The organism is Exiguobacterium sp. QJM3NY_9, assembly GCF_056173545.1.
Map to the genome: position 1 here is coordinate 1,859,237 of NZ_CM149679.1, position 26,104 is coordinate 1,885,340.

At 46.1% G+C, this 26,104-nt stretch carries 31 protein-coding genes; all 31 read right to left on the reverse strand.

Annotated features, from left to right (window positions below):
* Positions 1 to 3: 3 nt before the first annotated feature.
* Positions 4 to 1,095, reverse strand: coding sequence for a flagellar biosynthesis protein FlhB (gene flhB / locus AC0VYQ_RS09610; RefSeq protein WP_029330781.1), 1,092 nt, complete (start codon positions 1,093 to 1,095; stop codon positions 4 to 6).
* 1 nt (position 1,096) lies between these two features.
* Positions 1,097 to 1,864 carry a flagellar biosynthetic protein FliR gene (fliR, locus tag AC0VYQ_RS09615; RefSeq protein WP_029330783.1) on the reverse strand — a complete coding sequence of 256 codons (768 nt, stop codon included), beginning with the start codon at positions 1,862 to 1,864 and terminating at the stop codon, positions 1,097 to 1,099.
* Positions 1,861 to 2,133, reverse strand: coding sequence for a flagellar biosynthesis protein FliQ (gene fliQ / locus AC0VYQ_RS09620; protein WP_012370733.1), 273 nt, complete (start codon positions 2,131 to 2,133; stop codon positions 1,861 to 1,863). Before fliQ ends, fliR begins: the two co-directional genes overlap by 4 nt.
* Before the next feature lie 11 nt (positions 2,134 to 2,144).
* A complete protein-coding gene (fliP, locus tag AC0VYQ_RS09625; protein WP_029330785.1) occupies positions 2,145 to 2,813 on the reverse strand; it encodes a flagellar type III secretion system pore protein FliP in 669 nt (222 codons plus the stop codon).
* The gene (locus AC0VYQ_RS09630; RefSeq protein ID WP_088837356.1) at positions 2,810 to 3,301 is read right to left on the reverse strand and encodes a flagellar biosynthetic protein FliO; all 492 of its coding nucleotides are present in this window, start codon (positions 3,299 to 3,301) and stop codon (positions 2,810 to 2,812) included. The genes fliP and AC0VYQ_RS09630 overlap by 4 nt, the downstream gene beginning before the upstream one ends.
* The gene (locus AC0VYQ_RS09635) at positions 3,298 to 3,663 is read right to left on the reverse strand and encodes a response regulator (RefSeq protein WP_029330789.1); all 366 of its coding nucleotides are present in this window, start codon (positions 3,661 to 3,663) and stop codon (positions 3,298 to 3,300) included. Before AC0VYQ_RS09635 ends, AC0VYQ_RS09630 begins: the two co-directional genes overlap by 4 nt.
* Positions 3,664 to 3,675: 12 nt before the next feature.
* Complete coding sequence (gene fliY / locus AC0VYQ_RS09640) at positions 3,676 to 4,815, reverse strand: flagellar motor switch phosphatase FliY (RefSeq protein ID WP_475403478.1); 1,140 nt, start codon at positions 4,813 to 4,815, stop codon at positions 3,676 to 3,678.
* Between the two features lies 1 nt (position 4,816).
* Positions 4,817 to 5,800 (reverse strand): flagellar motor switch protein FliM, encoded by a 984-nt coding sequence (gene fliM / locus AC0VYQ_RS09645; RefSeq protein ID WP_088837358.1) that lies wholly within the window; start codon positions 5,798 to 5,800, stop codon positions 4,817 to 4,819.
* Positions 5,801 to 5,809: 9 nt separating this feature from the next.
* The gene (locus tag AC0VYQ_RS09650; RefSeq protein ID WP_029330792.1) at positions 5,810 to 6,259 is read right to left on the reverse strand and encodes a flagellar basal body-associated FliL family protein; all 450 of its coding nucleotides are present in this window, start codon (positions 6,257 to 6,259) and stop codon (positions 5,810 to 5,812) included.
* Complete coding sequence (locus tag AC0VYQ_RS09655; protein ID WP_088837359.1) at positions 6,234 to 6,470, reverse strand: flagellar FlbD family protein; 237 nt, start codon at positions 6,468 to 6,470, stop codon at positions 6,234 to 6,236. The genes AC0VYQ_RS09650 and AC0VYQ_RS09655 overlap by 26 nt, the downstream gene beginning before the upstream one ends.
* On the reverse strand, positions 6,467 to 7,336 hold the full coding sequence (flgG, locus tag AC0VYQ_RS09660) for a flagellar basal body rod protein FlgG (protein WP_475403479.1): 870 nt from the start codon (positions 7,334 to 7,336) through the stop codon (positions 6,467 to 6,469). The genes AC0VYQ_RS09655 and flgG overlap by 4 nt, the downstream gene beginning before the upstream one ends.
* The gene (locus tag AC0VYQ_RS09665; protein ID WP_475403480.1) at positions 7,336 to 7,803 is read right to left on the reverse strand and encodes a flagellar hook capping FlgD N-terminal domain-containing protein; all 468 of its coding nucleotides are present in this window, start codon (positions 7,801 to 7,803) and stop codon (positions 7,336 to 7,338) included. The genes flgG and AC0VYQ_RS09665 overlap by 1 nt, the downstream gene beginning before the upstream one ends.
* Complete coding sequence (locus AC0VYQ_RS09670) at positions 7,796 to 8,902, reverse strand: flagellar hook-length control protein FliK (protein WP_475403481.1); 1,107 nt, start codon at positions 8,900 to 8,902, stop codon at positions 7,796 to 7,798. The genes AC0VYQ_RS09665 and AC0VYQ_RS09670 overlap by 8 nt, the downstream gene beginning before the upstream one ends.
* A gap of 15 nt (positions 8,903 to 8,917) precedes the next feature.
* Entirely contained in the window at positions 8,918 to 9,436 is a 519-nt protein-coding gene (locus AC0VYQ_RS09675; protein ID WP_475403482.1) for a MotE family protein, read from the reverse strand.
* Positions 9,437 to 9,471: 35 nt separating this feature from the next.
* Entirely contained in the window at positions 9,472 to 9,906 is a 435-nt protein-coding gene (locus tag AC0VYQ_RS09680; RefSeq protein ID WP_088837363.1) for a flagellar export protein FliJ, read from the reverse strand.
* A 12-nt stretch (positions 9,907 to 9,918) separates the two neighbouring features.
* Entirely contained in the window at positions 9,919 to 11,232 is a 1,314-nt protein-coding gene (gene fliI, locus AC0VYQ_RS09685; RefSeq protein WP_088837364.1) for a flagellar protein export ATPase FliI, read from the reverse strand.
* Positions 11,225 to 11,950 carry a FliH/SctL family protein gene (locus AC0VYQ_RS09690; RefSeq protein ID WP_029330810.1) on the reverse strand — a complete coding sequence of 242 codons (726 nt, stop codon included), beginning with the start codon at positions 11,948 to 11,950 and terminating at the stop codon, positions 11,225 to 11,227. Before AC0VYQ_RS09690 ends, fliI begins: the two co-directional genes overlap by 8 nt.
* On the reverse strand, positions 11,934 to 12,941 hold the full coding sequence (fliG, locus tag AC0VYQ_RS09695; protein ID WP_029330812.1) for a flagellar motor switch protein FliG: 1,008 nt from the start codon (positions 12,939 to 12,941) through the stop codon (positions 11,934 to 11,936). Before fliG ends, AC0VYQ_RS09690 begins: the two co-directional genes overlap by 17 nt.
* Before the next feature lie 4 nt (positions 12,942 to 12,945).
* A complete protein-coding gene (gene fliF / locus AC0VYQ_RS09700) occupies positions 12,946 to 14,514 on the reverse strand; it encodes a flagellar basal-body MS-ring/collar protein FliF (RefSeq protein WP_088837366.1) in 1,569 nt (522 codons plus the stop codon).
* Positions 14,515 to 14,542: 28 nt separating this feature from the next.
* Positions 14,543 to 14,833, reverse strand: coding sequence for a flagellar hook-basal body complex protein FliE (gene fliE, locus AC0VYQ_RS09705; protein ID WP_088837367.1), 291 nt, complete (start codon positions 14,831 to 14,833; stop codon positions 14,543 to 14,545).
* A 15-nt stretch (positions 14,834 to 14,848) separates the two neighbouring features.
* Entirely contained in the window at positions 14,849 to 15,247 is a 399-nt protein-coding gene (gene flgC, locus AC0VYQ_RS09710; protein WP_029330818.1) for a flagellar basal body rod protein FlgC, read from the reverse strand.
* A gap of 2 nt (positions 15,248 to 15,249) precedes the next feature.
* Positions 15,250 to 15,612, reverse strand: coding sequence for a flagellar basal body rod protein FlgB (gene flgB, locus AC0VYQ_RS09715; RefSeq protein ID WP_088837369.1), 363 nt, complete (start codon positions 15,610 to 15,612; stop codon positions 15,250 to 15,252).
* A 244-nt stretch (positions 15,613 to 15,856) separates the two neighbouring features.
* Positions 15,857 to 16,636, reverse strand: coding sequence for a GTP-sensing pleiotropic transcriptional regulator CodY (gene codY, locus AC0VYQ_RS09720; RefSeq protein ID WP_029330822.1), 780 nt, complete (start codon positions 16,634 to 16,636; stop codon positions 15,857 to 15,859).
* A 16-nt stretch (positions 16,637 to 16,652) separates the two neighbouring features.
* A complete protein-coding gene (hslU, locus tag AC0VYQ_RS09725) occupies positions 16,653 to 18,032 on the reverse strand; it encodes an ATP-dependent protease ATPase subunit HslU (RefSeq protein ID WP_475403483.1) in 1,380 nt (459 codons plus the stop codon).
* Positions 18,019 to 18,570: an ATP-dependent protease subunit HslV gene (hslV, locus tag AC0VYQ_RS09730; protein WP_029330826.1), complete on the reverse strand. Its 552-nt coding sequence runs from the start codon at positions 18,568 to 18,570 to the stop codon at positions 18,019 to 18,021. Before hslV ends, hslU begins: the two co-directional genes overlap by 14 nt.
* Positions 18,571 to 18,583: 13 nt before the next feature.
* On the reverse strand, positions 18,584 to 19,462 hold the full coding sequence (locus AC0VYQ_RS09735) for a tyrosine recombinase XerC (RefSeq protein WP_214765153.1): 879 nt from the start codon (positions 19,460 to 19,462) through the stop codon (positions 18,584 to 18,586).
* Between the two features lie 171 nt (positions 19,463 to 19,633).
* The gene (gene trmFO, locus AC0VYQ_RS09740; RefSeq protein ID WP_475403484.1) at positions 19,634 to 20,938 is read right to left on the reverse strand and encodes an FADH(2)-oxidizing methylenetetrahydrofolate--tRNA-(uracil(54)-C(5))-methyltransferase TrmFO; all 1,305 of its coding nucleotides are present in this window, start codon (positions 20,936 to 20,938) and stop codon (positions 19,634 to 19,636) included.
* Between the two features lie 3 nt (positions 20,939 to 20,941).
* Complete coding sequence (gene topA / locus AC0VYQ_RS09745) at positions 20,942 to 23,038, reverse strand: type I DNA topoisomerase (RefSeq protein WP_088837373.1); 2,097 nt, start codon at positions 23,036 to 23,038, stop codon at positions 20,942 to 20,944.
* Positions 23,039 to 23,085: 47 nt separating this feature from the next.
* Positions 23,086 to 23,913 (reverse strand): DNA-processing protein DprA, encoded by an 828-nt coding sequence (gene dprA, locus AC0VYQ_RS09750; RefSeq protein ID WP_214892048.1) that lies wholly within the window; start codon positions 23,911 to 23,913, stop codon positions 23,086 to 23,088.
* A 64-nt stretch (positions 23,914 to 23,977) separates the two neighbouring features.
* The gene (gene sucD / locus AC0VYQ_RS09755) at positions 23,978 to 24,895 is read right to left on the reverse strand and encodes a succinate--CoA ligase subunit alpha (RefSeq protein WP_088837375.1); all 918 of its coding nucleotides are present in this window, start codon (positions 24,893 to 24,895) and stop codon (positions 23,978 to 23,980) included.
* A 13-nt stretch (positions 24,896 to 24,908) separates the two neighbouring features.
* Positions 24,909 to 26,069 (reverse strand): ADP-forming succinate--CoA ligase subunit beta, encoded by a 1,161-nt coding sequence (sucC, locus tag AC0VYQ_RS09760; RefSeq protein WP_029330843.1) that lies wholly within the window; start codon positions 26,067 to 26,069, stop codon positions 24,909 to 24,911.
* Between the last annotated feature and the right edge of the window lie 35 nt (positions 26,070 to 26,104).

Below are 26,104 nucleotides of genomic sequence, written 5' to 3' on the forward strand. Positions count from 1 at the left end.
CTTTCATTTTGCTTGTTTCATTTGGTAGACAAAGGCGAGTGTTTCAGCGAGTGCCTGATAAAATGATTCATCCACTGCCATACCTATCTCTGATTTTGCGAACAAGGCCCGCGCGAGCGGACGGTTTTCGATGATCGGGATGTCAGCTGCTGTCGCCTTCTCCCGAATACGGAATGCGACAGCATCCACACCTTTTGCGACGACGATTGGTGCCGCGTGTTTTCCATCATCGTATTGAATGGCAACTGCATAGTGGGTCGGGTTCGTAATGACGACGTCTGCATTCGGTATTTCTTGCATCATCCGCCGCATCGCCATCTCCCGTTGTTGCTGTTTGATTTTACCTTTGATTTGAGGGTCACCCTCCGTGTTCTTATGTTCGTCTTTTAAGTCCTGTTTACTCATCCGAATCGATTTTTCGAAATCAAACTTTTGATAGGCAAAATCTAAAACGGCAAGTGCAATCAACGCGATGCTGACCGAGAGACCCAGTAAGAAGGTCAAATGACCAATGATGGCTAACGCATCTCCAATCGGCTCAGACGTCAAGCGTGAGATTTCGACCTTGTTGTTCCATAAGATCGTCCCGCTCGTCATCCCGATGACAAGTAACTTAAAAACAGATTTTAAAAATTCGATCAGTGCTTTCATACTGACGATGCGTTTGACCCCTTGGAGTGGATTGATTCGATCTAACTTTGGTTGAATCGATTCCGCACTGAGTAAAGCACCAATCTGGACGAAGTTTCCTAAAATCCCGATGGTGACAGCCGTTAAAAAAAACGGGGCGACGAGAATCGCCATTTGCCCTAACATCTCAATTAATATCTGCTCGACACGCCCTTCTTCTACTGCAACAAGGACGGTCCTTGCACTCAATCCATTTTCTAAAACCAAGACGAAACGTTTGCCGAGAAACGGTCCAAAGAAAAACAAGACAAGGAACATCGCGAATAACATTAAACTACTCGTTAAATCAGCAGATTTTGCGACTTGCCCTTTTTTTCTCGAATCATCTCGCTTACGCGGTGAGGCTTTCTCTGTTTTTTCACCAGCGAAGTACTGGAGGTCGAGTTTTAAACGATATGTATTCATCTCAACCTCCCAGTAATCGAATGGCATCCGCTAAAACGTCTTGCAGTAGCGGAATGAACTTTGAAATCCCGGTAATCGTCGAACCGGCAAGTAAAAATAAAATCGCATAGCCCATTAGTAATTTGACTGAAAAACCAATCGCAAAAATATTGAATTGCGGTGCTGTCTTTGCTAAAAATCCAAGTGCAAGATCGACCAGGAACAAGGACACGATGAGCGGCATCGCCATTTGAAGTGCCGTTAACATCGCCAGACCGACGACTCGAACGACAAGACTCATACCCGCCTCCCCTGAAACTGCAATCGAACTGCCGGGTGGAAAGATTTGAAAACTGGTGTAAATGCCATCGAGTAAAATCAAATGCATGTCGGAGGCAAGTAACACAAGTAGTGTCAACATGTAATAAAACCGGCCAATGATTGGTGACTGACCACCGAACATCGGATCATAAGCTGATGCCATCGCGAGTCCCATCTGTAAATCGATGATGGAACCGGCGATTTGTGGGGCAAATAAAAGGAAGCTAGCTAACAAGCCAAGCGATAATCCAACGATGACTTCCGTACCCATCCGAAAGAAAAAATTGAAATCATCGACTTCAACGGTCGTTTTGACGGCATAGCTCGCAAAATAGGCAAGACCGGCAGCTAAGGCTAATTTATGTTGGGCCGGCAATTGTTTTGATGAAAACAACGGTGCCGCGACCAAAAATCCGACGATGCGACCAAATACGAGTAAAAATACGCTGACAAAAGACAATAACGTCATTTCCTTGAAACCTCAGCAATCTGTTTAAAGATTTCAATCGTAAACGTTTTTAATTCTTCCATGATCCACGGTCCGAAAAAGACGAGTGCTAAAAATACAGCAACGATTTTCGGGACGAACGAGAGGGTCTGCTCTTGAATTTGCGTCGTCGCTTGTAAAATACTGACGAGCAGACCAACAACGAGTGAGACGAGCAAGAGCGGTGCCGATACCTTTAACAAGGTCCAGACGGCCGAACTCGCTAGTTGAATAATCATTTCCTGCGTCATATCGTTCCTCCCTACTTCATGCTGACAAGCAATGACTCGACAATTAAATGCCAACCATCGACGAGGATGAATAGTAATAATTTAAACGGTAAAGCAATCATGACAGGCGGTAACATCATCATCCCCATCGACATCAACACACTCGAGACGACCATGTCGATGACGAGAAATGGAATGAAAATCATGAACCCAATCTGAAAAGCCGTTTTCAACTCACTGATGGCGTAAGCAGGAACTAACGCGACAAGCGGAATGTCTTCGACTTTTTCCGGCTTGTCGTAATTTCCATACTTCAAAAATAATTCTAAGTCATTGGTACGTGTATGTTTTGACATAAAACGTTTCATCGTCCCACCTGCTCGATCAAACGCTTCGTCCTGACTAATTTTTTCACCCATGTATGGTTGAAGTGCCGTCGTGTTGAGTTCCGTCAGCACCGGTGACATGACGAATAATGTAATGAATAAGGCAAGACCGACTAGCAACTGGTTCGGTGGTGTCTGTTGCGTCCCAAGCGCCGAGCGTACAAAGGATAAGACGACGACAACGCGCGTAAAACATGTCATCAAAATCAATAACGAGGGTGCTAAGGATAATAAAGTCAACAAGACAAGTAACTTAACTGATGTCGCTGTTCCTGATGGTGTGTCTAAAGAAATCAGACTTTCAATCGTTGTCATGAACGACCTCGTTTCTTCTGGAATTGATCAAGTTGTTGCTTGAACGACTCCAAGAAAGGCGATTCGCTCGTCGACTGTTTCATATCATGCATCTCTTCAGTCGACCATTCCGTATCCGCTTCGAGCGTGTCGAGTAGCTCAATGTTTTGCCCGACACCGACGACGTAAACTTTATCGTGGACGCGTACGAGTTGCACCGATCGATCTTTTCCGAGCGGCACACCTCCGAGATGGGAAAGTTGATTGGATTGGCGGACACCTCGCGTCCGATCATTGATCAATCGGACAGCCAGGAGAAATCCCCCGATTAAGACCACGAGCGTGACGATGACTTTAATGACCGTCACAATCGTCGACGACCCATCGACCTGTTGAGTTGTTGGTTCACTCTTCTTAGATGGATTCAAATTCTCTTCCACTGTTTCTGCCCCAACTTGTGCTGAGAGCAGGAACAACAGGAGACAGGTCAAGAAGGTCAGTCTTTTCATGACGAAACAGTTTTCGAAACGGCTTCGAGTACACGGTCAGCTTGGAACGGTTTGACGATGAAGTCTTTTGCACCGGCTTGAATCGCATCGATGACCATCGACTGTTGCCCCATCGCTGAACACATGATGACTTTAGCTGCCGGGTTAAACGCTTTGATTTCTTTAAGAGCCGAAATGCCATCCATTTCCGGCATCGTGATATCGAGCGTGACGAGATCCGGTGTTAATTCTTTGTATTTCGCTACGGCTTCGCGGCCATTTTCTGCTTCACCGACGACGTCATATCCATTCTTCGATAAAATTTCCTTAATCATCATTCGCATGAAAGCTGCATCATCTACGATCAATACTTTTGCACTCATCTTATTTCCTCCTTAGAACATCCGAAGACGTTCTTTTGTATTTACGATTTCTGTAATTCGTACTCCAAAGTTTTCTTCAATGACTACGACTTCACCTGTCGCAATCAATGTATTGTTGACAAAAACATCAACCGGCTCTCCAGCCAACTTATCGAGTTCGATGATTGAACCTTGTGTCAATTCCAATATGTCGCGTACAGAGCGACGTGTTCTGCCGAGTTCGACGGTTACATTCAGTGGTACATCATACAACATCCCGATGTTACCCGGTACGCCTTCTTGTTGCACTTCTTCAAATTGACCAAACTGGACCGGGCTGACACCTACCGGTTCCTTCTTCGGTGCAACAGGCGTTTCATAACGTTGTTCCTGCTGGGGCATTTGTTGCGTTTGTTGCGGTGCTACTTGTGGCGACGGTTGAACCGGTTCATGCGTCGCACCTTTTGCTTCTTCAGTCGTCGTCGTACTTGCGCTGAATAATTTCTGAATCAACTGCTTTGAAAATTCGAGTGGTGCAAGCTGAACGATTTTCGAATCGATCAACGTCCCGATTTTTAAATCGAATTCGATGATGACCATGCTTTCCCATAAAGAAAAGCTGTCGACAATACTTTTCTCTTGCGAAAAGTCGAAAATTTCAACGGCTGGTGGCGAAATATCGATTCGCATCGAGAAGACCGTTGACATCGACGTCGCCGCTGCTCCCATCATTTGATTCATCGCTTCTTGAACGGCAGAAAGGGCGATTGGCTCCATTTCATGGTCTTCCTCGACCATCCCGTCGCCGCCCATCATCAAGTTCGCGATGACAGATGCGTCACGTTGCGTCAAGATTAAGACGTTTTCACCTTTGAAGCCTTCTGTGTACCCGACGCGCAAAGCAACGTGCGGAATCGGATAGCGACTGCGTAATTCTTCCATCGTGATCATCCGCACATGTGGCGTCGTGATCTCGACCTTTTGGTTGAGTAATGCAGATAACGCTGTTGCTGAATTCCCGAGTGAAATATTTCCTACTTCACCTAAGGCATCAATTTCCATCTCGTCTAATTCTTCTAATCCATCGTCCGAACTTGTATCAGTCGGCTCATCGTCCGACGGGGTCCCGCGTAATAACGCATCGATTTCATCTTGCGAAAGCATATCGCTCATGTTATTCCTCCTCAATTCGTTGTATGACTTGTAAAGCGAGATGCTTCCCATTCAGACCAGGTCGCGCTTTGAACATTTTCCGATCATCAACAAACAATTCAACCGGGTCGGATGTACGTGTCTTCAGGGACAGGCAGTCGCCTACCTCGAGGTGTAACAATTCTCCAAACGACAATTCCGTTTGGCCGAGCACAGCTTTTAAATCGACGATTGACCCCATCAACTGAGTTTGCATCTGTTCAGATTCTTGGTTATCGACCGCTTTACGTTTTTCTTGTTGCATCCAAAAATGACTCGATAGCTTCGGAATGATCGGTTCGAGTGTGACGAACGGAAGACAGACATTGAGCGTCCCACTGACTTCTCCAACCGTCACATAAATCGAGACGAGGATTACCGTCTCATTCGGCGAAACGAGTTGAAGGAATTGCGGATTGATTTCTAAATCGTCATACTCTGCTTCTAGTTCTGTGATTGACTCCCAAGCTTCGCCATATTGTACGAATGCCCGCTTAAACAATTGTGTCAAAATGCGTGTCTCGATTTCAGTCAAATTTTCAATCTTATTCATCCCTTCGCCAGGACCACCGAGGAGACGATCGAGCATTGCATAGGCGATGTTCGGGTTGACTTCAAAGATAACTTTACCATCAAGCGGTTTCAGGTTAACTAGATTGATTAAGGTCATGTTCGGAATGGAATGGATGAATTCATCGTATGGCAACTGTTCGACCGTATTGACCGTGAACTGGACGTACGTTCTCAGCTGCGCTGAAAAGTGTGTTGTCAGTACACGTGCGAATTGCTCATGAATTCGAGTCAAGTTCCGCATTTGATCTTTTGAGAAACGAAGTGCCCGTTTGAAATCATACACTTTGACACGCCGTTCCTCTTCTTGACTTCGTATCTCCTCGACTTCCATATCTCCGCTCGAAATGGCTGATAGCAAGGCGTCAATTTCATGTTGTGATAATACTTCGCTCATGCTGCCACCTCACTGGATGATTTTTTTCGTCGTATAGACGCGTTGAACATCGCCTTCTTGAAGAAGTTTTTTGAATTGACCACGTAATTTTTCTTCAAGCTTTGCCATATCTTGTTTTGAATCCAAGTCTTGCTTTTTCATCGATGCTAAATCACCAAGAATGATGTTGTTGATTTGAAACTTACGTAGTTCTAACTCTTCCTTCGTTTTCACATCATCCGTGACAATCGTAAACTGAACATTCAAAAACCGTTCGTCTGCGATGTTCGTCGTCAAGTCATCTGTTTGAAAACTTCGTTCTTCGAGCTCGGCACCTGTCGGTTGTTCAACTTTTGCTTCCGTCTCATCTCCGACTAACCAATACTTTGTGAGCATATACCCTGCGCCGATCATCATGAGGGCCACGATAACCATGATCAACGGTATTTTTAACTTACTCTTCTTCTTTTCTTCTGCCATCTTCGAGCCTCCTAATGCTGTTCAAGCCCGCTAGTCCGACTTGTCGGTAAAAATCGATTGTTGCCGCTTTTACCTCTTCTAACGATTCTTTGACGATGTATGTCTGCCCTCCAACGAGTTGAATCGTCGTATCTGGTGTCGATCGAATCGATTCGATTAATATAGCATTCAATACGAGCGGTGCTTGACGTAACGTCGTCAGTGTAATCATCGTTTCAAGTTAACGAGTTCTTCTAAGATTTGGTCGGATGTCGTAATAATCCGTGTATTTGCCTGGAATCCACGTTGCGCGATAATCATTTCCGTAAACTCTTCCGATAAGTCGACGTTCGACATTTCGAGCGTCCCAGACGTCAGTTGCCCAAGTCCGTTCGTGCTTGGTGTTCCCGTTGCTGCAGCACCCGAATTTTGCGAAGAGGCAAATAAATTTACTCCAGATTTTTCAAGACCACCTGGATTTGGGAAGTTTGCTAATGTTATATATCCTACTGTAGTTAACGCGCCAGTGTTATTCACATAAGTTACCAAACCATCTTTCCCAATAGATAAATTACGTGCATCGGTAGGAATTTTCAACTTTTGATATCCTGCTGTCGGCAATGCAGGTGGCACAGAACCATTCGGTAAATTATTAGGAACAGCACCTACAGGTACAGCTGCTGTTCCAGTACCAACAACGTAGTTTCCGTCGCCAGTAACAATGTTACCGTCTAAATCCGTATAGAAGTTACCTGAACGTGAGTACCGGACACCTTCTGCTGTCATGACTTGGTAGAACCCTTCGCCTGAAATCCCGACATCGAGTGTCCGTCCCGTGTTTTGAAGTGCGCCTTGGTTGTAGACGTTATCGACCGTCGACATCGATGCTCCGAGTCCGACTTGTTTCGGGTTTGTACCACCGACACCGCCACCTGCTCCTGAAGCTGAACCGACTGATTGGTTAACGAGATCTTTAAAGGTAACCCGCCCTTTTTTGTAACCGAACGTATTGACGTTTGCGATGTTATTCCCGACGACGTCAAGCTTTGTCTGGAAGTTCTTTAACCCACTGATTCCTGAATACATTGAACGTAACATTATTTTTCCTCCTTTGTTTTAATCTCCGTTAATTCATAGACACTGACTTGCTTCCCGTTCGAGAGTTCCGCGATGACGTCAATTCCGTCTCGCTTGACGCTTATGACGTCCGCTGTCTCCTTGACCGTCGCGCCCGTCGCCGTTCCCGTCGCATCCTCAACCGTTCCATCTGCTTCGTAACTAACTGATTTCCCGATTAAATTACTGTATGTCAGCAAGGAATTCGCATGTTGATTCAAGACCATCGTGTCCATTCCTTTTCCAATCGCTTGCATTTGTTCAAGGGAAGAAAATTGTGCCATCTGTGAGATGAACTCTTTATCTTCCATCGGTGCAGTCGGATCTTGATTCGATAACTGGGCAATCAAGATTTTCATGAACATGTCTTTGTCCATCGAATTATTCGGGACAGCTGTCGTTTTATCCGGCAACTGGTAGGACGATGCCGCATTAATGGAATCAGTCATCTTCTTCCTCCTCTAACTCCTCATCTTGAGGTTTCGGTTGTTCCTCTTGCGCTGTCTCTTGCCGCTCTTGTGGTGTCGATGTATCAAACTCTTTTACGGTCGAGGCAAGTAATCCCGTCTCGATTTTAACGAGCGGCGCTTGATGTTGCAGCGAACCTTGTAATTTACCTAGCTGTTGCTCAATCAGTTGTTTTGCCTGCTCGGTGCCCGCAAACAACTTCACTGTCAACACACCTTCTTTTCGCTCGAGTTGAACGACGACTTCACCTAGCTGTTCTGGGTATAAACGAATCGACATTCGTGTCGAACCGTCTGCTCCTTTTAAGAACGGGGCTTGTTGGAGTGCTGCTTCGATTCGTTTTGCCAATTGTTCATCGACATTACTTTGCGGAACGAGGGGAGGCATCGTAACGGTACGATCGCTTTTCACGAACAGTGTCGAAGAAAAGGCGAGCGGTAACGCCGTCCCTTCCGAATCAACTGTTCCTTTCAACGGCTCACTACGCGTCAAGCCTTCGCCTAACTTCATCGAAGCCGGTAAGGTTTGAGCCATGGCGGCTTGTCGTGTCACCGGAAGAACCGTCTGCACGACCCTCCCCGTCTTCAATTCACCTTCCGCTGTCTTAACACCTTTTCCGACGGGCGTATCCGCTACTGGTTGCAGTTGACCTGCTACCGGTTTTGTAACACCAAGAATCGACACGATTGTCGCCGTAATCAATTGACCGACGGACGCCGGTAATTGTTGCAACACCGCCGTTGCTTGTTCCGCATCTCCTTCTTGGATCGTTTTTACGAGTTGTACGAGCTCCGTCATTCCTTTTGGATCCTGCTCTAGTGCTTCTAATTGTGGATGATCCAGTAAAAGCAAGGCTTGTTCGGGTTGTGCTGTGAGCATCTTCACCAGCTGACCTTCATTTGATTGTGGCATCGTCGTGCTAGGGACGGTGTTCTCAGGCAGAAGACTCGGTTCTGGCGTCGTGAACAGTTGTAGCAAAGAAGCAAAGCTCCCCATGCCTTCAGCCGAAGGAGCACTTTGCCCGACTGATTTCGCCGTACCTTTGACTGTTTGATTTTGTTGCACATCTGTCAAATTCATCGTGTTCGCTCACCTCTATTTCGTCGCGAGTAGTTGCGTCAATGCCGCAGCCTTTTTCGCATCCATCTTTGCGATGATGGCTGCTTGTTGTTCCGCATCGATAGTCTCGATGATAGGAACGACCTCTGTCGGACTGAGTTCATTTAAGATTGTCGCTGCTTCTTTCGGCGACATCTCTGCATAAACATCGGTCACACTTGCCGTTTTTGTTGTCTTCTTGTCTTCCTCGGTTGTTTTATCTGGGGAAGGCGTTTGTTTTAATTGATCGCGCTCCGCGATTAATCGCGTAATCTCTTGTTCTTTCACTTTGAGGGTATCCGCTTGTTCCGTCGCTTCATTTCGCAATTTTTTAATTTCTTGATTCGCTATTTTTAATCGATTTTCTAAATCAGACGTTTCCTTACCAGGCGTTCCCTTCGTTTGTTTCGACGTTTCCTCTGTCGAAAACGGGAGTGCAAGCATCGGACGACCGTTAGCATAATTGAGCACGAGATAGGCTGTACCTAAGATTAAGATCAAGGGAATGATCAACAACGGTAAAATCCATTGTTTCGATGATTTTGAATTACTTATGATGTCCGCCCTCTTCCAAACTGTAACAGTGCCAGTTCATCTAATTGATTTTGTTCGAGTAGTGCATTGATTTGCCGTGCTTCTTCTAGTTGATTCGCCTGAAGACGCGTGAACTTCTTTTCCTCAATCATCGCTTCTTTTAAATCGACTTGTGCGCGTTCATACTGATTTTTTGCTTGAGTGACATATAATTGTTGACGTTCGATTTGCTGTTTGACGACGTCACGCGCACGTTCACGGTATTGAGAAGCGAGTAATTCGACGGTACCCGTCTCATTTTGTGCCTTCAAAAATGTTTCGTAACGAACGAGCAGGTGATACAACTTTTCGACTTCAATCTCGTAGCGTTTCTTTTTTTCAGCCGTTTGTTTCGATACACGATCTTTCTCCGCCTCGGCTAAAGGAATGATTCGCTCATATATTGTTTTCATGCCTTTTCCTCCTTAGCGAATCGTCGTGATTAAACGGTTCATGGCTTCTTCAAATTGACTTCCTTCTTCAACACGTTGCTTCAAAAAGCCGATTAATTCCGGATATTTTTCGACGGCACGATCAATTTCAGGGTTTGTCCCACTTTTATATGCACCGATATTGATCAAGTCTTCTGCATCTAAGTATGTCGAGAGCAATTGCCGAAAGACGATCGCACTGTCTTTATGTTCCGTCGATGTGATTTGATTCATAACCCGGCTAATCGAACGTAAAACATGAATCGCCGGATACTGCCCTTTGTTCGCCAAACTTCGATCAAGGACAAAGTGACCATCTAAAATCCCGCGGACTGCATCCGCAATCGGTTCGTTCATGTCGTCTCCATCGACGAGTACGGTATAAAAAGCTGTAATCGACCCGGCTGTCGTCTTTCCGCTTCGTTCGAGTAACTGAGGTAGTAGAGCGAATACACTCGGCGTGTATCCTTTTGAAGCAGGCGGTTCTCCTGTCGCCAGACCGATTTCACGTTGCGCCATCGCGAACCGCGTAACGGAGTCCATCATTAAGACGACATTCTTACCTTGATCCCGAAAGTATTCTGCGATTGCTGTCGCCGTATAGGCTCCTTTTAAACGGACAAGCGGTGGTTGGTCACTCGTCGCGACGACGATGATGGAACGCTTCATCCCTTCTTCGCCCAACTCCGCTTCGATGAACTCTTTCACTTCCCGCCCTCGCTCTCCAATCAAGGCGATCACATTGATGTCAGCAGTCGAACGTTTTGCAATCATTCCGAGCAGTGTTGATTTCCCGACACCAGACCCGGCAAACAAACCGACGCGTTGCCCTTGACCGACTGTCAACAGACCATCAATGGCGCGGATACCTGTCGACAACACTTCATTGATACGTGGTCGTTCAAGTGGACTCGGTGGTTTTCGCACGATTGATGTTGTCCGGAGGTGAGTCAACTCCTCACCATCAAGTGCTCGACCTAATCCATCTAATACTTTCCCGATCAGTTCCTCACCGACGGGTACGTGAAGTGGTTTTCCTGTTGCGATGACGATTGATCCTGGTGCAATTGCTGTCGTTTCACCGTAAGGCATCAATAAGACGTGCCCTTCTCGGAAGCCGACAACCTCTGCTTCGATTTCTTGACCTCGGTGCAGTTGAATCAAACACCGTTCCCCGATTGCGACTGCCGTCGGTCCTCGTGATTCAATCATTAAACCGATTACTTGCACGACTTTACCGGAATGCCGGACTAAGTCATCCGTCCGAATATCTCGAACGGCCGCTTGCAACTGCTTCACGTTATACATCTTGTAGCACCTCAGTCACCTGGTTAATCAATGCCTCATAACTAGAAGTAAGCCCGCCCGTAATCGCTCCATTTTCTGAATCGATACGGAAATCGCGAGGCGCGAGTTCCGGATCAATCCGTAAGCTGATTGTCGCAGCACCACCTAAAATCGTATGTAGACGTTCATCCAGTAATACAACCCGTTCAAAATCTTCTGCAGACGTGTAAACAATGATCTTTTCACGGTCACGGAACTGAATAATCAATTGGTGAATCGATTGATAGAGTGCTTCCTCATCTGTATCATGTAATTTTTCTAAAAAATGATGGGTCACTTGAAGTGACAATGCACATAATTCATCTTCCATCGCTAACAAGCGGTCCGTCTGCATCTGCTCAAGACGCATTGCAAATTGATTCGTTTCCTCGAGTTTTCGTGCATAAGCGTCTAGTCCGTCTTGCTGCCCTCGCTCATAACCCGCTTGATAGCCTTGTTCCTTCGCTTCCTGTAAAGCCATTTCACGTTCCTGTTCAAAAGCCTGTCGACGCGCTTCTTCTTGTTGACGCATCAGCTGAAGTTGCTCGTCGAGCTCATTTTGACCTTTTGCCATCAACGCCTCATAAGAAATACTCGGCTCGGCATCCCGTTCGATCGCTCGCTCTTCTTGATGAAGAATTGTGCGCTGATGACCTTCGATGACAATTTGTCGTTTAATGACGTTAGACAACGATATCATCTCCTCCACCACGTGCGACGACGATTTCACCCATATCCTCTAGGCGACGAATGATTCCAACGATTCGGCTTTGAGCTTCTTCGACATCGCGCAATCTGACGGGTCCCATGAATTCCATATCTTCTTTGAACGATTCGACCATTCGCTGAGACATGTTTCGGTACACCATTTCTTTGACATCGTCCGAAGAGACTTTAAGCGCAAGCAACAAATCTTCGTTTGAAACTTCGCGGATAATTCGTTGGATTGCTCGTGCATCGAGTGTGACAATATCTTCGAAGACAAACATCCGTTTTTTGATTTCTTCGGCGAGTTCCGGATCCTGAATTTCGAGCGTATCGAGGATTGTCCGTTCCGTCGTCCGATCGACACCGTTCAATACTTGAACGACTGCCTCGATACCACCAGACTGCGCATAATCTTGCATACCGGCTTGAGATAAGTTCCGCTCAAGAATCTGTTCGACTTCGCTGATGATTTCCGGGTTCATTCGGTCCATCGTTGCAATTCGTCGTGCTACATCCGATTGCGCCTCAGCTGGAAGCTCCGAAAGAATCTGACCGGACTTTCCCGGGTCGAGATGTGCCAAGACGAGTGCAATCGTCTGTGGATGTTCGTTTTGAATGAAGTTCAATAATTGCTTAGGATCTGCTTTACGGGCAAACTCGAACGGCCGGACTTGCAAGGTCGAAGTTAATCGATGAATCAATTCCATCGCTTTTTCTTCACCTAATGCTTTTTCAAGCACATTTTTCGCAAAGCCGATACCACCTTGCGTAATGTAGTTTTGCGCCGTTGCCAACTCATGAAATTCTTCGAGTACTTCTAGTTTCTCTTCAGGATCAATTCGTTTCATGCTCGAAATTTGGAGTGTCAACCATTCCATTTCTTCCTCAGTCAAATGTTTGTAGACGTTCGCCGCCACTTCTGGACCTAACGAAATCATCAAGATCGCTGCTTTCTCACGACTATTCATATCTAGTTTCTTCATCTCATCAATCCTCCGCTAGCCATGTGCGTAATAACTTCGCAAATTCATCTGGATTTGAGGATGCTAATTTTTCAAGCTGTTTCCGTTTGACTGCTCCGCCACTCGTATCTTCTGTCGATAGTTCTGGAATCTCTGTTTCGATTGGTGTCCATTCTTCTAATTCTTCGACTTCCGTCGTACGACGTCGTCGCATCATCATGAAGATGGCGCCGATGACGATCAGTGCTGCTGCACCAAGCGCGAACCAAACCCACATCGGCGTGACTGTAGTCGTCGCTTTTTGTGTTGGTGTTTCAGCGAACGGTCGGGACATGACGACGACCTTGTTCGTCAATTCCGCATCCGTCAACGTCGCTTTTGCATCCGTTTTCGTGATGGACGTCCGAATAATCGAGTAGAGCATCGTTTGAAGGTCCGTTTGAAGTTGCGGATCGATTTGAGCTTGACCTTTTGGTGGTTCAACGATGACTTGAATACCTAAATCACGTATTTCATAAGGTGCTCCCGTAATCTGTTTCGTAATCCGGTTTACTTCATAATTGATGATATCGTGCGTTTTCTCACTCGTATCACCTGTCGTTCCTGTACCGGCCGGGAAGTTGATGGTCTCATTTTCACCAGTACCGGCTGTTCCTTCATTCGCTGCACCCGTGTAGGCTTCGGCAACCTTTTCTGCCGAAGTTACAATCCCCTCGATTTTATCAGGGTCAACGGGTTCGACTAGTTTTTGTTCTTCTTGGCGCTGTGTGACATCGACGTCTGCCGTGACTGACACGAGCGCTTTTTGTGGTCCGAGAACGACGGACAACATTTGTTGAATTTGTTTTCGTAAATCATTTTCCGTTGTTTTCTTTAATTGCATCGGATCTGCGCCTCCAGCCGTCTGTGTTCCCTGGCCCGGTTCGTAGTACGTAAAGTACTGATCCATGATTGTAATATTTTCTTCTTTCAAATTAGGAATACTTTTTGCGATTAGGTGGTAAAGACCTTGTACAGTCTGTTGATTCAAATCACTCCCAGCGCTTGACGTTAACACAACCGATACGGTTGACGTCTCTTCGGCGTCTGATAAAAAGACGCTTTTTTCAGGAAGTGTAATCATTACCTTCGCTGCATCAATCCCGTTTACTTGCGTAATCAAGTTCTCAAGTTCAGTCTGCATCGTATCGCGCTCTAAAATATTCATTTCCTTGTCAGTCGTACCAAACCCGGCATTTTCACTGAAGAATGAATAATCGATTTGACCGGACTTCGGTATGCCAGCAGTAGCCAACTCTACTTTCAAATTTTCCGCATTCGCCTCCGGCACAAGAATCGTCACTCCGTCTGAAGCTGTCACAACTTCCGAACGAACGCCATCTTCATTTAATTTTTCAGTGACTTGTCCAGCCTCTTGCGGTGATAGTTTTGAATACAATGGCGTCATTGTCGGTGTCGACAACCAAATGATGGCAGCAATAAGAGCTGATAAAATGATTAAGGTAATACCGATGATGGTCGCTTTTTTTGTGAGTGACCATTCGTTCCATGTCGTGTTGATTGCGCTAAAACGCGCCTTTAGCCGTTCGTTCATCAAACATCTCCCACGCTTTCCTTAGCAGTCACAGTTGCATACGCATCATTTCTTGGTATGCCTCAATCCCTTTATTCCGGACTTCAATGGCGAGTTGCATAGAAAGCGATGCTTCTTCTGTTTTAATCATGATGTTATGTAGATCCGTTGTCTTCCCTGTCGCAAGGTCCACACGTGCTTGTGAGGATGCTTGTTGCGCGTCGTTCAAGCCGTTAATGGCTTGGCTTAGCACATCGCTAAAATCTCCTGGGGACGCCTTAGCGACTGATTGTGATGGTAAGACCATTTGTTGCATCCCTTGAATAGGTTGAATTGCCATGATGTCATCTCCTCGTTATTTACCGATTTCCATCGCTTTTACTAACATCGCCTTTGTCGCATTCAGCGCCGTGACGTTTGCTTCATACGAGCGGGTCGCGCCCATCATATCGACCATTTCCTTCAATAAATCCACGTTCGGCATTTTTACATAGCCAAGTTCGTCTGCATCTGGGTGGTTTGGATTGTACTCTAATTTAAACGGTTCTTGATCCTTCCGGATTTCACTGACTGTGACGCCGTTACCTGTTTCTTTTAATACGGCTAATTTTCGTGCATACGGTTGCCATTCTCCATTCACGAGTTCGCCTCGTGTCGTTTGAGCATTGGCGATGTTTGCTGATACTGTATCGAGTCGGAGCCGCTGCGCTGTTAATCCTGTAGCGGATGTATGAAATCCTGAGAACATCGTCATCTTTATCGCCCTCCTCGAATAACAGATTGAATGCCAGAGAATTTACGATTCAATTGTTCGACTAGCGCTTCATATTCAATTTGATTTCGTGATAATTCAGACATCTCAAGGTCAATATCGACTCCATTTCCATCATTTCGCATCGATGTGCTTTGTTCGACGACAGTTCCTGAAGTATTAATCGTCGCATGTCGTTGTAAACTCATTTTCATCTCTGAATTCAATACATCACCAAAAACGAGGCGTTTTGCTTTGTATCCGGGTGTATCCACATTCGCAATATTCGTTGAGATTACTTTTTGAGCTGCAACCGTCCGATCGACGGCTTGTGTCATGAGTGAATAATCTGAGCCTAACCAATTCATCCCTTAACCTCCACTTGATTTTATATCGAGTATTTAGTTTTTTCGTAATCTTCAGTAACACTTCTGAAATAATTGAAACAAATAAGTCAATGTATGGAAAGAAGTTTTTTGAAAATCAGGGTAATGAGATGTTAATTTCATGTTTTTTATTACCTTTTCTTATAAAAATGATAAATAATACCTATATAAGAAAAGAAGACTTAGTATTTACTAGGTCTTCTTGATTGATTCCAGTTTTCGTTGTTTAGTTTGATTTAATCCGTTCTAATTCATAAAGGAAATTATCGTTTAAGATTTTGATATACGTCCCTTTCATACCGAGTGAACGCGATTCGATGACACCCGCACTTTCAAGCTTGCGCAGTGCATTGACGATGACGGAACGTGTAATCCCGACACGGTCTGCAATTTTTGATGCGACGAGTAATCCTTCATTGCCGTCGAGTTCTTCAAAAATATGCTCGATTGCTTCAAGCTCTGAATATGATAACGAGTTGATTGCCATTTGGACGACAGCTTTTTTACGTGCTTTATCCTCAGCTTCATGTGCTTTCTCTCGAAGAATCTCCATACCGACTACAGTCGCTCCATATTCAGCTAGGACGAGATCTTCTTCGTCGAAATCATCGACCATTCGTCCGAGGACGAGTGTCCCTAAGCGTTCGCCGCCTCCGATGATTGGAACGATTGTTGTTTTAGATGATTCGAACGTATCACGATTATCAATCGGGAATGCCGTATGTTCACTATCAATCGTAATATTCGCTGTCGTTTCCATGACGTTAAATAAACGTTTTGTGTAGTCTTCTGGGAATTGACGTTCTTCGAGGAATCCACGAATTCGTGCATTCTCAATTTGTTGCTTGATGGCAATACCGAGTAATTTCCCACGGCGGCTAACGATGAATGTATTCGACTCCATGACTTCACTTAACCGTTCCGCCATAATTTTAAAGTCTACATGTGTACTAGCTTCCTGTTGTAACATCGTATTAAGCTTTCGTGTTTTTGCCAATAAATTCATGATTTTCTTCCTCCACTTATAAGATGAACTGACTTAAGTCACGATCATCTGCTACTTTTCCAACTCGGTCCATTACATATTGTGGTGTGATCGTAACATCCGACTCTGGCATATCTGCCGCTTCAAAGGATAGCTCCTCTAACACCCGTTCCATGATTGTATATAAACGTCGTGCACCGATATTATCAGTTTCATCATTGACCTGAGCAGCAATCCGCGCGATTTGACGAATCGCATCCTCGGTAAAGGTGACGTGGACCTGTTCTGCTCCAAGCAACGCTTTGTATTGTTTCAGTAACGCTTGATTCGGTTCTGTCAAAATCCTGACGAAGTCTTCTTCCGTTAAACTATCCAACTCGACTCGAATCGGGAAACGTCCTTGTAACTCTGGAATGAGATCAGACGGCTTCGCCATATGGAACGCTCCTGCGGCGATAAACAACATATGGTCCGTTTTGACCGAGCCGTATTTCGTCACGACGGTCGAGCCTTCGACGATTGGTAAGATATCTCGCTGGACACCTTCGCGTGAAACGCCAGCGCTATCTTGACCTTTCGTTGCAATTTTATCGATTTCATCGACGAAGATGATCCCCATTTGCTCCGCACGTCGAACGGCTTCGTCATGGACTTCGTTTAAGTCAAGTAAACGTTCCGCTTCTTCAGCAGTCAAAATTGGTCGTGCTTCTTTGACGGTCAGTTGTCTTTTTTTCGTTTTCTTCGGCATGACTTGACCTAGCATATCTTGTAGGTTTGATAAGCCTTCCATCCCTTGTTGTCCCGAAAATAAATCCATTTGGCGCTCTTCGACGTCGACATCAATCATGCGGTCTTCTAGTTGACCACTGATTAATTGTTGACGAATGACTGAGCGGTCCGCCGTATCATTCGCTGTTTCTTGTTCAGGTTGTGCTTGATTACCACCAAACAACATTTCGAATGGATTACTTCCACCACCAAGACCCGACGTCGATTTTTTCCCGACTAACGCATCCACGATCCGTTCGTTCGCAACGGCTTCTGCTCGATCTTTTAACGCTTCTTTCTTCTCATCTTTGACAAGACGGAGTGAAGCTTCGACTAAATCACGAACCATTGATTCAACGTCACGACCGACGTATCCGACTTCTGTGAATTTCGTCGCTTCGATTTTAACGAATGGTGCGCGAACGAGTTTTGCTAGACGTCTTGCGATTTCCGTCTTTCCGACTCCAGTCGGTCCAATCATCAAAATATTTTTAGGTGTTACTTCGTCGCGTAATGCCGGGTCGAGTAATTGGCGACGGTACCGATTACGAAGTGCGATTGCGACGGCGCGTTTCGCATCCGATTGTCCAACGACGTGTTCATCTAATTTGGCTACGATTTGTTTTGGTGTCAATTCATGCATCTGCACTTCCTCCAATCGTCTCTAAAACAATTTGATCATTCGTGAACACGCAGAGCTCTCCAGCTGTTTCAAGAGCGGCTCGTGCGATTTCTTCTGCTGACATCTGTCCAGCGTGACGTGCCAATGCTCGACCAGCAGCAAGCGCGTAATTACCACCTGAACCGATTGCAAGAATTCCATCATCCGGTTCGATGACTTCACCATTTCCGGAAACGAGCAGTAAATGTGTCCCGTCCATGACGAGTAGCAATGCTTCGAGTTGACGTAACATTTTGTCGCCGCGCCATTCTTTTGCTAGCTCGACTGCGGCACGTTGGAGATTACCATTATACATCTCTAGCTTCGCTTCAAACTTCTCAAACAGCGTAAAGGCATCTGCTACACTTCCTGCAAATCCTGCAATCACTTTTCCCCCATAAAGGCGTCTTACTTTCTTTGCACTTTTCTTCATGATGACTTGATTACCGAATGTCACCTGACCATCTCCACTCATCGCGGATTGACCATTATGTTGAATCGCAAAAATCGTCGTTGCATGAAACATTCCGTTTCCTCCCTTAGGCACGCGGATGCGCTTGCTGATAAACATGACGCAACCGCTCCGTCGTTACATGAGTATATTGTCCCGTCGTCGATAGAGAGGCATGACCTAAGAGTTCCTGAACCGCCCGAAGGTCCGCCCCTCTCTCTAACAGGTCTGTCGCGAAGCTATGTCGAAGTGCGTGCGGCGTCACATGTTTCGAAAGCAAATGATCGCCTTTTTTTAAGATTTTACGAATACCGTCTGTCGTCAGTCGTCGTCCCGATTTCGAAACGAACACAGCCTGTTCCTTTTCATCTTTTCCTCGACGCTCTTGCAAGTAAACCTGCAACGTCCGTCTAGCGAAAGAACCAATCGGCGTGATGCGTTCCTTACGACCTTTTCCATATACATGGACATACTCTAAGTCTTGATCTAAATCTTGAAGATTTAGTCCTGCCAACTCACTGACACGCATCCCGGTCGCATAGAGCAGTTCAATCATTGCGACATTTCGGTTGCCTAGTGTATCTTCCGTTCGAAAGGCTTCTAAAAATCGTTCGTATTCAGATGGAACTAAAAAGGTCGGTAACGATTGGGCACGTTTGGGCGCTTTCAATCCTTCAAACGGGTTGACTGCATCCGTGTCGCGCGTCAAAAAGCGACCAAATTGCTTCAAGCATGATACTTTTTGGGCAATTGTCGATTTTGAAGCTTGTTGCTCGTAGAGTGCATACAAATAACGCCGTGCAGTTGCCAATTCAATCGATCGTAGTTGATGATCGAGGCAAAAAGCGGCGTATTGTCGAAGGGTTTGATCATATGAGCGACCCGTATTCGGAGATAGTTGACGTTCGATATGCACGTACCGCAAAAAGTCTTTCCGCAGCCGCTCAAACTCTGAGTCTAATCCCATTTCCGAGCCTCCTCCTGACCATGTGTTCTCGAATCGACCTTAGCATAGCACACCGCAAGTAGTCTGACAATAGACCAAAAACCGAAAAAATGACGAAATTATCACGCTTTTATGAAAAATTAAGAAATGGGGGAAAAGTCCGCTGTTTCTGCGGCTTTTCCCCCATCCTCTTTACATATCGGTAAAGTCTTTGATGGCTTCTAACGCTCGTTCTGCGAGGAGCGCATATTTCTCAGGTTTCTTCATTCGGACTGGATGACCGACGAGCCCTGGCACAAGTCCAAAGTTCGCGTTCATCGGTTGGAAGTTCTTTCCTTCCGTCGTCGTGATGTAGTGCGCCATCGCCCCCATCATCGTCTCTTTCGGGAACGCGATTGGTTCTACTTCATTCACTAACCGTGCCGCATTGATCCCTGCCGTCAAACCGGATGCTGCTGACTCAACATATCCTTCGACCCCTGTCATTTGACCAGCAAAGAATAAATCATGTCGTGTCCGTGTTTGATACGTCGCTTGCAATAAGTTCGGTGAATTGACGAACGTATTCCGGTGCATGACACCATATCGGACGATTTCGGCATTTTCTAAACCAGGAATCAAACGGATGATCCGCTTTTGCTCGCCCCACTTCAAGTGCGTTTGGAAACCGACGAGGTTGAAGAGTGTTCCAGCCGAGTTATCTTGACGAAGCTGAACGACTGCGTAAGGACGTTCGCCTGTTTTCGGGTCTTCAAGACCGACCGGTTTCATTGGTCCGAACAACAATGTTTTTGGTCCGCGTGAAGCGAGTACTTCAAATGGCATACAGCCCTCGAAGTAAATTTCTTTTTCAAATTCTTTCAGCGGAACGACTTCTGCCGCAATCAGCTCATTATGGAAATGCGTAAACTCTTCTTTTGTCATCGGACAGTTCAAGTACGCGGCTTCTCCTTTATCGTAGCGTGACTTGAGGTAGACCTTGTCTCGATCAATCGTATCCCCATCGAGAATCGGTGCTGCCGCATCGAAGAAATACAGATAATCTTCTCCCGTGAACTGTTTGAGTGATTCAGATAACGCAGCACTCGTAAGTGGTCCAGTTGCAACGATCGTCGGACCATCCGGAATCGCTTCAAGCTCTTCATGATGGACCGTGACGTTCGGATGATTCTTCAGTGTTTCTGTCACATAGCCTGCGAAGTCATGCCGATCGACAGCGAGTGCGCCCCCTGCAGGGACACTCGCTAAATCAGCCGCTTTCATGATGAGAGAGTCTAATTGACGCATCTCTTCTTTTAATACACCAACTGCATTCGTCAATTGATTCGCACGTAAGGAATTCGAACAGACGAGCTCTGCAAATTGATCGGTATGGTGGGCAGGGGTCTGCTTCACCGGTCGCATTTCATATAAATCTACTTGGGCGCCTCGCTTCGCAAGCTGCCATGCTGCTTCAGAGCCTGCGAGCCCGGCGCCAATTACCGTTACTCGTTTCAACGGTCACTCCTCCTCTTGCTCTTGATCGATGCGCGTTTCATGATGTCCACAAGATGTACATTCTACTTTTACACCGTTCTTGATTTTCTTTTGTACCATCATACTGCTACAGACGGGACACGGCTCTTCGACCGGCTTATCCCATGAGACGAATTCGCACTCTGGATAATTTGAACACCCATAGAACAACCGGCCTTTTTTGCTGCGACGTTCGACGATGTCCCCTGTACCACATGTCGGACACTTGACCCCAATCTCGACTTGGATCGGCTTCGTGTTTCGGCATTCCGGGAAGTTTGAGCACGCCATGAACTTGCCGTACCGTCCCATCTTGATGACCATCGCATGACCGCATACTTCGCAATCTTCTCCGGCTGGTTCATCTTTGATTTCAATTTTCTCGATTTCTGCTTCCGCCCGCGTCAAACGTTTCGCGAATGATTTATAAATCGGATCGACGACTTCCGTCCACTGCATGTCGCCTTTTTCAATCGCATCAAGCAACGCTTCCATGTCTGCCGTGAATTGAACCGTGATGAATTCTTGGAAATAATCACTAATCATATCAATGACGAGCTCTCCGAGTTCAGTCGGTAAGAATTTCTTTTCTTCGAGCGTCACGTACCCTCGTTTTTGAATCGTGTCGAGTGTTGGAGCATATGTCGAAGGACGACCAATCCCGAGTTCTTCCATCGCTCGTACTAAACGTGCCTCTGTATAGCGTGGCGGTGGCTGCGTGAAGTGTTGTTTCGGGTCAATCGATTCCTGTTGCAAGACTTCACCGTCTTCGAGTGGTGGTAAGAGTCCTTCTTTGACGTCCGTCACTGCTTCATCATCTGTATCCTCAATGTAGACTTTCATGAAACCAGGGAACTTGACGGTCGAACCGTTCGCCCGGAACATGACATCGTTCGAATTCAAATCAACTTTGACCGTGTCTAAAATCGCCGGTGCCATTTGACTGGCGACGAATCGTTCCCAAATGAGTTTATACAGTCGGAACTGGTCTCGCGACAAATACGATTTAACGAGTTGTGGGTCACGCATCGTTGACGTCGGACGAACTGCTTCGTGAGCATCCTGTGAATTGGCCGCTTTTTTCTCTTTACGTTTTTCACTGGCGATGTATTCTTTTCCGTACGCATTTTCGATGAAACCATGCGCTTCGAGGTTCGCTGTTTCAGACGTTCGTGTCGAATCGGTACGCATATACGTAATCAAACCGATTGTCCCTTCTTTCCCTAACTCGATTCCCTCGTAGAGTTGTTGGGCAATCATCATCGTTTTCTTCGCCCGGAAATTAAGCTTACGTGCCGCTTCTTGCTGGAGCGAACTCGTTGTAAACGGTAACGCTGGATTACGTTTGCGCTCTTTCTTCGTTACCGAGTCGACCGTAAAGGATTCTGAAAGTTTTGCCAACACCTCGTTGACATCTTCTTCAGAATGGAGTTCACGTTTTTTACCGTCGACGCCATAAAAGTTTGCTTCGAGTTTTTCACCGTTCGCATCAAGCTCAAGTTTAATCGTCCAGTACTCTTCTGGTAAAAAGGCATTGATTTCTTGTTCCCGATCAATAATCATCTTCACGGCAACCGATTGAACACGTCCCGCAGACAATCCTTTTTTAATTTTCTTCCAAAGTAACGGACTCATGCTGTACCCAACAAGACGGTCCAAAATACGCCGCGCTTGTTGCGCGTCGACAAGATCATAGTTGATCTTGCGGGGTTTCTTGAACGAATCCTTGATGGCGTCTTTTGTGATTTCATTGAAGACGACCCGACACTCTGTCGATTCATCGACACCGAGGGCTTTCGCTAAATGCCAAGCGATCGCTTCCCCTTCACGGTCAGGGTCGGCCGCGAGATAGATTTTTTGTGCTTTTTTAGCAGCAGTTTTCAATTCTTTCAAGACCGGACCTTTACCACGAATCGTAATATATTTTGGTTCATAGTCATGTTCGACGTCGACACCCATTTGGCTTTTTGGCAAATCGATGACATGCCCCATCGATGCTTTCACGGTATAGTTCGAACCGAGATAACGTTTGATGGTTTTTGCCTTTGCAGGTGATTCGACGATTACTAAATATTTTGCCATTGCAATCGCTCCCTATTAGAGGCGTACTCGTATTTTAATCTCACTTATCATAGTAGTCTCGATTCCCATTTGTCAACGTCCATCAAGATACTTTTTGAAACTTCTTCCGGATTCAGGAGCGGAATCGCCCCTTCCGCAATCAATTGATTCGTTCCACAAAACATTTTTTCAGTCGGACAACCCGGCAAGCAATAGACGTCTTTTCCTTGGTCGAGAGCGTGCCCTGCTGTATTCATCGTTCCGCTTTTCAACGCTGCTTCGACGATGACGAGGGCTGATGATAATCCAGCGATGATGCGATTACGTTCTAAAAATTGGAATTTTTGAATGGGGGTCTCAGGAGGGTACTCGGAGAGCAACAAACCAGCTTGTGCGATACGATCAAAGAGGGCCGCGTGTTGTTTCGGATAAAGAGAATCGAGTCCTGTTGCCATGACGGCGATGGTTGGTTGGTCATACTTCAAGGAAAGGCGATGGACGAGGGAATCAATCCCGTAAGCTCCACCAGAGACAGTGACGAACGGGGAATTAAAAAACGGGCGTAAGAACGATAGACGTTCTTTATGGGACGGGGACGGGGTTCGGCTACCGATGATGCTGATTAAAGGATGACGCAGAAGCGACGAATCGCCTACGTAATACAGACCGTAAATCGGTCGTGGTATGTGGAGTAATTGTTGCGGGAACTCGGGATCGGTCGGAACAAGTAACTGAGACGGGAGGTGTTCGAGTGAAAGAGCTGCTTGATATCGCTTTTTACTCTCGGCATTTGTCGGAAGATCAGCGACCGATAAAATACCATATTGTTCTACTAAGGCGACAATCGGATAAGGAACACGACAGGCTGCAAATCGGACGTACCATTCTCGCTCCATTAACATACACTCCTTTTATATAGAAGAAAGCCGTCCTGAATCTTCAGGACAGCTCTCGACGTTTTTATTTGACCGTTGAACCCGTGACACATTGATCGTAGATACCAGCATCTTTGATGACACGAATTAACGTTTCACCAATGACTGCCGGAGAGTCTGCGACTTCGATACCATTTGCACGAAGTGTCTTGATTTTTTCCGATGCCGTACCTTTACCACCTGAGATGATGGCACCCGCATGACCCATACGTTTGCCCTCAGGAGCAGTTTGTCCACCGATGAATCCGATGACCGGCTTCGTCATGTTGGCTTTGACCCACTCAGCCGCTTCTTCTTCTGCCGTACCACCGATTTCACCAAGCATGATGACCGCTTTTGTTTCAGGATCTTCATTGAACGCTTTGAGCGTGTCGATGAAGTCTGTCCCGTTGACAGGATCACCACCGATACCGACAGCAGTCGATTGACCGATTCCAGCCGTCGTCAATTGGTGCACCGCTTCATACGTCAATGTCCCAGAACGTGAAACGATTCCGACATGACCTGGTGTGTGGATGTAACCAGGCATGATGCCAAGTTTCGCGACGCCTGGTGTGATGACGCCAGGACAGTTCGGACCAATCAAACGAACTGGTTTTCCGTCAAGATAACGTTTTACTTTTACCATATCAAGAACGGGAATTCCTTCTGTGATACAGATGATGAGAGCGATGTCTGAATCCGCTGCTTCCATGATTGCATCCGCAGCGAATGCTGGTGGTACATAGATAATCGATGCATTTGCCCCTGTTTTAGCGACTGCTTGCGCAACCGTATCAAAGACAGGCACGCCACCGAGCACTTCTGTTCCGCCTTTACCTGGTGTAACACCACCGACGAGGTTCGTTCCGTAATCAATCATTTGTTCACCGTGGAACATTCCTTGATTACCTGTAATTCCTTGAATGATCACTTTTGTTGATTCGTTTACCCAAATACTCATCCTTAGCTCCCCCTTACTTCACGAGCGCAGCGATTTTTTCTGCGCCGTCTGCCATTGATGTAGCTGCTGTAATCGCTAGACCTGAATCTTTGAGAATTTGTTTCCCTGCGTCAACGTTTGTTCCTTCAAGACGAACGACGAGTGGTAACTCTAAGCCGACTTCTTTTGTTGCTGCAACGATCCCTTCCGCGATGACATCACACTTCATGATGCCGCCGAAGATGTTGACAAAAATTCCTTTGACGTTATCATCTGAGAGAATCAATTTGAACGCTTCCGTTACTTTCTCTTTCGTCGCGCCGCCACCTACATCGAGGAAGTTGGCCGGATCGCCACTGAAGTGTTTGATGATGTCCATCGTTGCCATCGCAAGACCTGCGCCATTAACGAGACAGCCGATATTCCCATCAAGCGCGATGTAGTTCAAATCGCTTTTTGAAGCTTCGACTTCACGTGGATCTTCTTCCGTTTCATCACGGAGTGCGACGATGTCCGCATGACGATACAACGCATTCGAATCGAAGTTCAACTTCGCGTCAAGTGCAACGACATCACCGTCTTTTGTTGTGACGAGTGGATTGATTTCAGCGATTGAGCAATCCTTTTCAACGAAGAACGTGTAGAGTTTCGTCACCATACCAACGAATTTGTTAACGAGTTTAACGGGTACACCCATTGCGAACGCTAATTTACGTGCTTGGAAAGCTTGAAGTCCGACTGCTGGATCAACGATTTCCTTGATGATTTTTTCAGGAGTCGCTTCTGCCACTTCTTCAATATCCATTCCGCCTTCACTTGAACCCATGATGACGACACGACCTGTCACACGATCAAGGACAATCCCGAGATAGTATTCCTTATCGATCGCACAACCTTCTTCGACGAGAAGACGTTGAACGACTTTACCTTCTGGTCCTGTTTGATGCGTGACGAGCGTTTTGCCGAGTAACTCCGTCGCGAATTCTTTTACTTCTTCTTGCGATTTTGCTAGTTTGACACCACCAGCTTTACCGCGTCCCCCTGCGTGAATCTGTGCTTTGACAACTTTAATTGGGCCTGACAATTGTTCTGCTGCATCGACAGCCTCTTCGACCGTAAATGCTGCGATTCCGTTCGGTACAGGTACACCGTATGAACGAAGTAACTCTTTTGCCTGATATTCATGTACATTCATGAAAAAATCCCCCTTAACCCCTTTAGTTTCGGCTC

Bases quoted from the DNA above. Each gene is read 5' to 3' on its own strand.
- fliI (WP_088837364.1), bottom strand. From the start codon at position 11,232: ATGTATAACGTGAAGCAGTTGCAAGCGGCCGTTCGAGATATTCGGACG.
- fliR (WP_029330783.1), bottom strand. From the start codon at position 1,864: ATGACGTTATTGTCTTTTGTCAGCGTATTTTTACTCGTATTTGGTCGC.
- AC0VYQ_RS09650 (WP_029330792.1), bottom strand. From the start codon at position 6,259: ATGGCAGAAGAAAAGAAGAAGAGTAAGTTAAAAATACCGTTGATCATG.
- AC0VYQ_RS09690 (WP_029330810.1), bottom strand. From the start codon at position 11,950: ATGATATCGTTGTCTAACGTCATTAAACGACAAATTGTCATCGAAGGT.
- fliQ (WP_012370733.1), bottom strand. From the start codon at position 2,133: ATGACGCAGGAAATGATTATTCAACTAGCGAGTTCGGCCGTCTGGACC.
- codY (WP_029330822.1), bottom strand. From the start codon at position 16,636: ATGAATTTATTGGCAAAAACACGAAAGCTTAATACGATGTTACAACAG.
- AC0VYQ_RS09635 (WP_029330789.1), bottom strand. From the start codon at position 3,663: ATGAGTGCAAAAGTATTGATCGTAGATGATGCAGCTTTCATGCGAATG.
- AC0VYQ_RS09735 (WP_214765153.1), bottom strand. From the start codon at position 19,462: ATGGGATTAGACTCAGAGTTTGAGCGGCTGCGGAAAGACTTTTTGCGG.
- topA (WP_088837373.1), bottom strand. From the start codon at position 23,038: ATGGCAAAATATTTAGTAATCGTCGAATCACCTGCAAAGGCAAAAACC.
- fliE (WP_088837367.1), bottom strand. From the start codon at position 14,833: ATGGCAATTCAACCTATTCAAGGGATGCAACAAATGGTCTTACCATCA.
- fliM (WP_088837358.1), bottom strand. From the start codon at position 5,800: ATGAGCGAAGTATTATCACAACATGAAATTGACGCCTTGCTATCAGCC.
- AC0VYQ_RS09680 (WP_088837363.1), bottom strand. From the start codon at position 9,906: ATGAAAACAATATATGAGCGAATCATTCCTTTAGCCGAGGCGGAGAAA.
- flgB (WP_088837369.1), bottom strand. From the start codon at position 15,612: ATGAATTGGTTAGGCTCAGATTATTCACTCATGACACAAGCCGTCGAT.
- flgG (WP_475403479.1), bottom strand. From the start codon at position 7,336: ATGTTACGTTCAATGTATTCAGGAATCAGTGGGTTAAAGAACTTCCAG.
- AC0VYQ_RS09630 (WP_088837356.1), bottom strand. From the start codon at position 3,301: ATGAAAAGACTGACCTTCTTGACCTGTCTCCTGTTGTTCCTGCTCTCA.
- sucD (WP_088837375.1), bottom strand. From the start codon at position 24,895: ATGAGTATTTGGGTAAACGAATCAACAAAAGTGATCATTCAAGGAATT.
- flhB (WP_029330781.1), bottom strand. From the start codon at position 1,095: ATGAATACATATCGTTTAAAACTCGACCTCCAGTACTTCGCTGGTGAA.
- hslV (WP_029330826.1), bottom strand. From the start codon at position 18,570: ATGTTTCATGCAACGACGATTTTTGCGATTCAACATAATGGTCAATCC.
- sucC (WP_029330843.1), bottom strand. From the start codon at position 26,069: ATGAATGTACATGAATATCAGGCAAAAGAGTTACTTCGTTCATACGGT.
- flgC (WP_029330818.1), bottom strand. From the start codon at position 15,247: ATGACGATGTTCTCAGGATTTCATACATCCGCTACAGGATTAACAGCG.
- fliY (WP_475403478.1), bottom strand. From the start codon at position 4,815: ATGAGCGATATGCTTTCGCAAGATGAAATCGATGCGTTATTACGCGGG.
- AC0VYQ_RS09670 (WP_475403481.1), bottom strand. From the start codon at position 8,902: ATGAATTTGACAGATGTGCAACAAAATCAAACAGTCAAAGGTACGGCG.
- fliG (WP_029330812.1), bottom strand. From the start codon at position 12,941: ATGAAGAAACTAGATATGAATAGTCGTGAGAAAGCAGCGATCTTGATG.
- fliF (WP_088837366.1), bottom strand. From the start codon at position 14,514: ATGAACGAACGGCTAAAGGCGCGTTTTAGCGCAATCAACACGACATGG.
- fliP (WP_029330785.1), bottom strand. From the start codon at position 2,813: ATGACAACGATTGAAAGTCTGATTTCTTTAGACACACCATCAGGAACA.
- dprA (WP_214892048.1), bottom strand. From the start codon at position 23,913: ATGGAGCGAGAATGGTACGTCCGATTTGCAGCCTGTCGTGTTCCTTAT.
- AC0VYQ_RS09665 (WP_475403480.1), bottom strand. From the start codon at position 7,803: ATGACTGATTCCATTAATGCGGCATCGTCCTACCAGTTGCCGGATAAA.
- AC0VYQ_RS09655 (WP_088837359.1), bottom strand. From the start codon at position 6,470: ATGATTACACTGACGACGTTACGTCAAGCACCGCTCGTATTGAATGCT.